The sequence below is a fragment of the Paenibacillus sp. J45TS6 genome, from assembly GCF_018403285.1.
GTDB lineage: Bacteria > Bacillota > Bacilli > Paenibacillales > Paenibacillaceae > Paenibacillus.
The window spans coordinates 42,777-48,985 of the sequence record NZ_BOSJ01000027.1 but is presented as its reverse complement, the minus strand read 5'-3'; the positions used below and the strand labels follow the sequence as shown (position 1 = coordinate 48,985).

Annotated in this window: 5 protein-coding genes and 1 other RNA gene; all 6 read right to left on the bottom strand. The window is 46.0% G+C overall.

Annotation, left to right across the window (positions count from 1 at the left end):
* Positions 1–706 precede the first annotated feature (706 nt).
* The 6 genes from ssrA to KJS58_RS23385 all read right to left on the bottom strand — a co-directional run bounded on the left by ssrA (position 707) and on the right by KJS58_RS23385 (position 6,204).
* Positions 707–1,070, bottom strand: a transfer-messenger RNA (tmRNA) gene (gene ssrA, locus KJS58_RS23410).
* A gap of 271 nt (positions 1,071–1,341) precedes the next feature.
* Positions 1,342–1,821 carry an SsrA-binding protein SmpB gene (gene smpB / locus KJS58_RS23405; protein ID WP_213535943.1) on the bottom strand — a complete coding sequence of 160 codons (480 nt, stop codon included), beginning with the start codon at positions 1,819–1,821 and terminating at the stop codon, positions 1,342–1,344.
* Positions 1,822–2,108: 287 nt separating this feature from the next.
* On the bottom strand, positions 2,109–3,137 hold the full coding sequence (locus KJS58_RS23400; RefSeq protein WP_213535942.1) for a Gfo/Idh/MocA family protein: 1,029 nt from the start codon (positions 3,135–3,137) through the stop codon (positions 2,109–2,111).
* 66 nt (positions 3,138–3,203) lie between these two features.
* Entirely contained in the window at positions 3,204–4,265 is a 1,062-nt protein-coding gene (locus tag KJS58_RS23395; protein ID WP_213535940.1) for a Gfo/Idh/MocA family protein, read from the bottom strand.
* A 98-nt stretch (positions 4,266–4,363) separates the two neighbouring features.
* On the bottom strand, positions 4,364–5,275 hold the full coding sequence (locus KJS58_RS23390; RefSeq protein ID WP_249717838.1) for a sugar phosphate isomerase/epimerase family protein: 912 nt from the start codon (positions 5,273–5,275) through the stop codon (positions 4,364–4,366).
* A 104-nt stretch (positions 5,276–5,379) separates the two neighbouring features.
* A complete protein-coding gene (locus tag KJS58_RS23385) occupies positions 5,380–6,204 on the bottom strand; it encodes a carbohydrate ABC transporter permease (protein ID WP_213535938.1) in 825 nt (274 codons plus the stop codon).
* Between the last annotated feature and the right edge of the window lie 5 nt (positions 6,205–6,209).

Here is a 6,209-nt window from a genome sequence, read left to right as displayed (position 1 = left end):
CGCCAGCGTTCGTCCTGAGCCAGGATCAAACTCTCCAATAAAGTTATTGAAAAGAGCGATAAGCTCATTTAGAAAATGCTGACGAGAACTTAACGTTCTCTATTCAATTTGTTATGACCAACAAATTGAATTTGTATTAATTCACTCACGAGTTTCACTTGCGTAAAACTCCTCGTTGTTCAGTTTTCAAAGATCAATCTCGCTAACAACTTTCGTCGTCAGAAGAGTTTATATTATATCATTTCCGGTTCAGAGTGTCAAGCTTTTTATAGAAGTTTCATTCGACTTCGTTAAGTTGCTTGGTTATTCAGTGTGTTGCTTACTGGCTAACTTCTTGGCCGGAATTAGAATATACCATGCTGATAAAAATTATGCAAGTACTTTTTTTAAAAAATTAAAAACTCTACTAATCCCATTTGGGTCAGCAGACAATGACACTCCATTCTTGGATAGATCCACTTTTACAATTCGTTATTCCCAAACTATTAGTATGGACGTAAATATCAGGATTTGGGAAGAAATTCTCTCCTCTTAACACATTGGTTAATTTAGAATGCAGAAAATCAAACTTTTCGTAAGTATTCAATAGAGAGATCGTTGCAAACTGGGATACAGAGGTAAGAGGTAACTATGCGTTTCGAACTGAGCCCCTGATCAACAATCAATATCAATTAAAAAACCCAGCCCTTATCAGGACTGGGTTTATGTATGGAGGCGAGGGGAGTCGAACCCCTGTCCGAAGATAACGCCACATAAGCTTCTACGGGTGTAGTAACAGATTTAATGTCACCCTAGAGACTCCCCGTTACCGGATTCTCTTCAGGTCAGCCTGATTGTCTTCTTCAGCTAGCCGCAGGCGGAGACTAGACAGCGTATCCCACTAAAGTTGAGCCCTTATCCCGGTACATGGGCGATACAGAGTAAGAGCACGCTCACAGGTTATTAAGCTGCGAAAGCGTAGTTGTTTTGTTGTTTGCCGTTTAATTGGCTTTAGCGTTGATGAAGCGGACGCGTCCCCACTACCCGCTACCCATGCTCGAACTATCCCCGTCGAATCCATAAACGCCCCCTTAATAAAAAGGGCTTCTTTGGATAGATCGGATTGTAATCCTGAGCAAAAGTAGATCTATTCCGTATCCTTTTCCTCCATGGTAAAAGGATAATCAGAAGCAGTAAAAACTTGTCTTCACGAGATCATATGTTCCTCTCTCGTACGAAACTTAGTATATCACAAAAATATATATAATGCGACAGATGGCACACTACATCTTGCAGGTAAACAAGGAGAGAGTTACCAAATGAAGCTTCATACCATCAACCATAAACCATTAACCTTACATCTTAACGAGCAATCTTCTGCTTCTCTCGCAGTGCACGCTGAATATCACGTTGTGCATCCCGCTTCGCAGCAGTGTCCCGTTTATCATATTGCTTCTTACCTTTACCAAGTCCAAGAAGCAGCTTCGCGTACCCATTCTTGATATAAATCTTGAGTGGTACGATCGAGTATCCATCCTGCTTGGATAAACCAAGGAGTTTATGGATCTGCGCTTTATGCATAAGCAGCTTACGTGTTCTTGTCGGGTCTTCCGGATTGTGGCGGTTCCCTTGCTCAAATGGACTAATGTGCATGTTGTGAATATGAATCTCTCCATTACGAATCGTCGCAAAGGCATCTCCAATATTCGCACGACCATTTCGCAGAGATTTAATCTCCGTACCGGTCAGCACCATCCCTGCTTCATACGTATCCTCGATAAAGTAGTCATGGGAAGCTTTTTTATTCTGCGCAAGCACTTTACTGTCCGTATTCTTCGCCATGTTCTCACCTCTTCTCAGGATCATTTATTCACACTGGACGGTATTGCTAGCTAACTCTATTCCGGTCTTCATTGTAACAAATATACAGACCCAAAATCAAGGTAACAAACCTCTATATGTATTGTACCCCAAACAAGCTTTTTGAAGCATCGAAATCCTAATATGCAACCTCTACATTCGTCTTCATTCCTCCTCCCTGCGAATTCCCGTGAAAATAAACCAAGGCCCGCAGAGAATTCATTCTGCCGGCCCATCTTTCCTCTTCAAGCCGCTCCTTCATGTCACGCCTATCTCACAGCGAAATACTCTTTCAGTCGAATTTCTTCCTGCTGACGAGAAGAAGCATACGTTCCAAGAATAATCTCCAGCGAATGTCTTCCCTCTTCTCCGGTTATAACCGGCTCTCTCTGCTCACGTACCGCATAACAGAGATCACGGATCTGTTCCCTGTGTCCGTCAGGTATTACTTGAAATGGAGGAAAAACAGGAAGCTGAACCTGCTGCCCTTCGATCTCCAGCTGTACAATATCTTCTTCTTCGATGATCAGCGAACCCTTCTCACCATAGATTTCAATACGCATTCCTTTGCCTTTGAAGGCAGTTGTAGTAATTTCCAGCACACCCATAGCTCCACTCTCATACTCAAGCATTGTAATAGCCGTATCCTCTACCTCGATGTTCCTCAGTACATTCCGAGCTTTTCCCTGTAATGAGACGACATTTCCAGCAAGCCACTGCAGCAAATCGACTGTATGAATCCCCTGATTCATCATGGCACCCCCGCCGTCCATCTCCCAGGTTCCCCGCCAGCCGGCACTGTCGTAATAATCCTGACTGCGATAGATTTTGACGTAAGCAGAACATAAGCTCAGCCTGCCCAGAGCACCCTGTTCAATAAGCTGCTTCGCATATTGTGCTTGAGGAGACATCCTTCTTGGAAAAATAGTAGCCAGCTTCACACCCGCCTCACGGCAAGCCTCAACCATCCGGTCCATTCCATTTATTTCAATGGCCATTGGCTTCTCACAGAGAACATGCTTTCCTGCCTTAGCAGCCCGTATCACTTGCTCGACATGCAGTCCGCTAGGGGTACAGATACATACCGCTTCAATGTCCGTCCGTGCAAGCAACTGATCGAGATCGCTGTACGCAGCCGCCCCGTATTGTGCTGAGAACCTAGCTGCATGATCGGGCTTGCTATCACACACGGCGATTAGCTCCGCTTCTGGTATTTTGACCATCTCGGCTGCATGAACTTCTGCAATAATCCCGCAGCCAACAATTCCATACCTTAGCGGTTTCACCTTAGATACCATCTTTATTTTCCCCCTGTCCCATTCATTGTCATCTAACCTTTAGCTAAATCCGGGTTAAGATTATGACTAAGAGATTGATCTTAAGAACTTCACTCGTTTGGCCTGCTCATCAGCAAGCAAAGTTGCTTTCGTCGCTTCAAGCAAATCTTGGTGGGTGAAATCATGTGCTTCTCCTCGGACACGTCTCAAAAAATCCTCCGTCACCGATGCTACGGGTGCTCTTAGTGGAACTTCCACAAGCGCTTGTTCATGCGTCATCATAAGCAGCAATTCTTCGTCAGTCGAAACGACAGGGTCACCGGCAAGCCGAATCTCCGCACTTCCTTTTGTTCCCGTTACAAAAATACGGCCATCACCCCACGTCCAGCATTTCTCCGGTGCATGCCAGTCAGCATACAGCTGCGCCACGGTTCCTTGATCCATTTCTACTTGTACAGCTGCCGTATCATAGAACTCGGGGTACTCCGGCAAGATCTGTTTCCCCATTCTGCCGCTCACTTCTCTTACTTCCTGTCCTGTCAGCCATCTGAGGAGATCAAAATCATGTATGAGCAGGTCAATAACAATTCCGCCAGACTGCTCCTTGCTAAAATGCCAATCGGGCCTCGTATCTGGCCGTAATCGATGTGGTTTTCGCATCGTAATACTCATCACTTGTCCAAGCTCATCTTTACGAATGAGGTCATACAGTGTATATACAGCCGGCCGGTATCGCTCAGTTAACAGCATGCCAATCTGAATCTTTCCCCTGCCTATGATCTGTTCCAGCTGATTCAGCCCTGCCTGGTCTACCACAGCAGGCTTATCAAGCATCAGATGTTTTCCATACCGCTCACAGGCAGCAACAATTTGAATCTTCTCGTTATTGATAGCAGAACTACCGACATACTTTACATCTTCATTCGCCAGCAGTTCTTCCATACGATCCGCAAAAGGAAGCTGGTACTGCTCCGCTATCTGCCTTGCCAGCGTTTGATCGCCTTCATCATATATCCCAGCACAGGGATGCCCGAGTGCCTGCATTTCCTCTATAAAGATAGAAATATGGGGATGCTGACAGCCGGCTATAGCAAAGGCACCATGATCACCCTTCCCATCTGTTTCTGTTCTTTTGCTACCTAACGTCATGGGACAATTCCCTCCTTCTCTACCTGTATCTACACGGGCCCACCATCCTCTGATTCTTCTACCTGCATCTGCATGGATCCACCATGATCTAATTTCAGCTATTCAAGTGAACTGCTTCTCTTGCCCTCTCTCACAGCTTCAAGCTGTCTTTCGATCTCAGCCAGATCATAAGCAAGTCGCTCTTTCGGTGGAAAAGGGGCTGCACACTCCAGTGTGATCCAGCCGGCATACCCGCTCTCCAAAGCAGCAGCCAGCATGGGCCGGTGATCTACATAACCTTCCCCTAGCCTGCACTGCATAAATGCCTCTATGCCATGCCGAGTTCGATTGCTAAAAGACCCTTCTGCACCTTCTATTGCAATCCGTTTCTCATCTTTTATATGGATATGGCTCAGATGGCTTCCAAGCTTTCGCACGGACGCTTCCCCAAAGTCCACACCTGAAATATACATATTGCCTGCGTCATGGATAAAACCAAGCCCTGATCCACCTGTTAACTCTAAGAGACGCAGCGCACTATCTGCATCTTCCACTAAGGTCTGATTGTGAATCTCAATCAGCAGCTGAATTCCGGACTCTTCCGCCTCTGCGATACATTTCCTTAAATAGTGAGCCGCTCTCTCATAGTGCTGATCCTCTGCCAAGAACGCATTAGGTCCTCCCGGAAAAACCCGAATACAAGGAACAGACAACACCTCGGCAATCCGAAGCAACTTTTGAAATTCCTCCAGCGCATCTTCACATTCTTCATCATTTAGAGTGGAGAAGTGACCCGTGTATCCTGCTAGTGCCGGGATGCAAAGTCCAAGCCCCGCTGCATAATCGCCTAACTCTCTCACCTCTTCCAGGGGTGTATCCAGTCCAAGGTGAGGAGAGCGGCAGGCAATTTCAATCCCATCAAATCCAAGCCCTGCTGTAATTTCCATTGCTTCTCGCAGGGGATAATCTATTAACGATCCGCTAAAAGCGGCGAGGGGTATCCTTCTTGTATATTTAAGCTCATTACTCATCAGCATGCTCACTCCTCTTCTTCCTAAGTAGGAAGCGACATATGACGCGATATATGATTTCAATCCATCTACTTAATCTGACTAACTAGGTATAATCCATGCCCTTACTTAATCCCTGATGCCGAATGATTTTGCACAAAATATTTCTCAGCAAACAAGAAGACCAGTAGGATCGGAAGCAAACTCATCAGTGCTGCAGCAACCATCAGCTGCTCATTCCCCACCCATTGTCCTTTCAGCCCCAAGATCCCGATCGGAAGGGTAAACTTCTCACTGGAACTCAGGTAAATGGAAGGAGCGAGGATCTCATTCCACTTGCTCATAAACGTAAAGATCGCGAGGGTAGCAAGCGAAGGTAAGCTCATTGGCATGTAGATCCGCCAGTAAATCCGCAGCGGGTTGCAGCCTTCCATTTTGGCCGCTTCCTCATACTCTCCCGGAATCCCGAGAAACGCCTGCCGCATTAAAAAGATGCCAAAAGGCTGAGCAAGCCATTCAATGACCCAAAGCGGGGTTAGTGTATCCAGCATGTTCATGGAGTTGAAGATCATAAAGTGCGGGATAATAATAACCACAGGCGGAATCATCATCGTACCGAGTACAATGAGAAAGAGTATATTTTTCATTGGAAACCGAAGTCTCGCGAACGCATAACCGACTAATGAGCAGGATAACAGCGTCCCAATGACCGAGAGTATAGATACGATAAAGCTGTTCATCGTTTGGGTTCCGAAATCCCCCAGCTTCAGCACCTCAGCATAGTTTGACCACTGGAAGATGTCCGGGAACCAGGTAGGCGGTACGGCTGTATATTCCTTATAGGTCTTTAGAGAATTGAGTACAGCCTTGGCAAATGGGACAAGCATAACGAGTGAACTGATAATAATAGCCAGATATGCAGCTGCTTTACGCAGGTTTTTACCGGGCATCCGTA

Coding starts and splice junctions, on each gene's coding strand:
- smpB (WP_213535943.1), bottom strand. CDS start 1,821: ATGGCGAAGAATACGGACAGTAAAGTGCTTGCGCAGAATAAAAAAGCT.
- KJS58_RS23400 (WP_213535942.1), bottom strand. CDS start 3,137: ATGGTATCTAAGGTGAAACCGCTAAGGTATGGAATTGTTGGCTGCGGG.
- KJS58_RS23395 (WP_213535940.1), bottom strand. CDS start 4,265: ATGACGTTAGGTAGCAAAAGAACAGAAACAGATGGGAAGGGTGATCAT.
- KJS58_RS23390 (WP_249717838.1), bottom strand. CDS start 5,275: ATGAGTAATGAGCTTAAATATACAAGAAGGATACCCCTCGCCGCTTTT.
- KJS58_RS23385 (WP_213535938.1), bottom strand. CDS start 6,204: ATGCCCGGTAAAAACCTGCGTAAAGCAGCTGCATATCTGGCTATTATT.